Genomic DNA, 1444 nt, shown 5'->3' with positions numbered 1-1444 from the left:
TGAACTGCACCCCAATTGTTAGACATCATTAACAATTGGAGGTGCAGTTTTTTTATGACTAAATATTCTTTTGAGGCAAAATTACAGGCTGTCCTTGCTTATTTGGAGGGGAAGGCATCTTTCCAAGAGATCGCAAAACAGTTAAATGTTAGTTCCACCTCTCTGAAAAACTGGGTAAACCACTATAGGGAAAACGGAGAACAAGGACTCCTCTACACCTATACAAAATATGATATTCAATTTAAAATGGACGTACTCAATTACATGAACGACACTGGAGCGTCCCTTATGCAAACGGCAGCTGTATTTAAGATTCCTTCTCATCCGACTATCCTCTCATGGAAAAGGAAGTTGGAGGAGGATGGCCTGGACGCTTTGAAACCAAAGAAAAAGGGGCGTCCATCTATGAAAAAGAAACCGCAGGAACCAAAGAAGCCAGCACCATCTGAGGGGTCTGAACAGGCATTACAGGCTGAGAATGAACGACTGCGTGCGGAGAATGCCTACTTAAAAAAGTTACATGCCTTAATTCAAGAAAGAGAAAAATCACCGAACAAGACAAAGCGCAAATAATTTACGAGTTAAGGCAAGAGCATATGGTGAGGGATTTAATAAGAGCAGCTGAAATGCCGCGCAGCACGTATTACTACTGGGTCAAACAAATGAACCGACCAGATAAATACAAGGAGATCAAAGAGCTCATTGCGGAAATCTACCACGAGCATAAAGGGCGTTATGGGTATCGCCGCATCACTCTCGTACTGCGCAACAAAGGCATCCGTATTAATCACAAGACGGTCCGCGGCCTCATGGGGAAGCTTGGATTGAAAAGCCTCGTCCGGTTGAAGAAGTACAAGTCTTACCGCGGACAGGCAGGCCGTATTGCTTCGGATAAAATCCAACGCGATTTCTATGCCTCCAAGCCCCATGAGAAGTTGGCAACCGATGTGACGGAAATCCACTTGCATGGAGAAAAGTTATATTTTTCTCCTGTCATTGATTTATACAATGGTGAAGTCATCGCTTATAACATGGAACATCGTCCTGTTTATCCACTGGTTTCTAAAATGCTGGATCAAGTCTTCGAACGCCTGAACGAAGGAGACTCGCCGATACTCCATTCTGACCAGGGATGGCATTACCAGATGAAGCAATATCAACACGCACTTAAAAAGAACGGAATCACCCAAAGCATGTCCCGCAAGGGGAACTGCCTCGATAACGCAGCCATGGAAAGCTTTTTTGGCGTAATGAAATCAGAATTACTTTATTTAAATGAGTTTGAGAGCATGGAACACTTTAAGCATGAACTGGAGGATTACATCCACTACTATAATCACAAACGGATTAAGGCAAAATTAAAAGGCATGAGCCCGGTTCAATACCGGGCGCATACCTCTAAGGCAGCCTAAGATCCTAATGTCTAACTTTTTGGGTTCAGATC

1 protein-coding gene is annotated in these 1444 nt (G+C 43.6%); it reads left to right on the top strand.

Features of this window, described 5'->3' with window-relative positions; translation table 11 throughout:
• Positions 1-54: 54 nt before the first annotated feature.
• Positions 55-1412 (top strand): IS3 family transposase gene (locus P4V41_RS21170; protein ID WP_328087178.1). Its coding sequence is split into 2 segments (ribosomal slippage): positions 55-520 and positions 520-1412, totalling 1359 coding nucleotides; the frame shifts between segments, so codons are not numbered across the junction.
• Positions 1413-1444 lie beyond the last annotated feature (32 nt).

Origin of the sequence: Fictibacillus nanhaiensis (assembly GCF_036213205.1) — a bacterium.
Taxonomy (GTDB): domain Bacteria; phylum Bacillota; class Bacilli; order Bacillales; family Fictibacillaceae; genus Fictibacillus; species Fictibacillus nanhaiensis_E.
The sequence above is the reverse complement of the archived record's forward strand: the minus strand, read 5'-3'. Positions and strand labels throughout refer to the sequence as shown.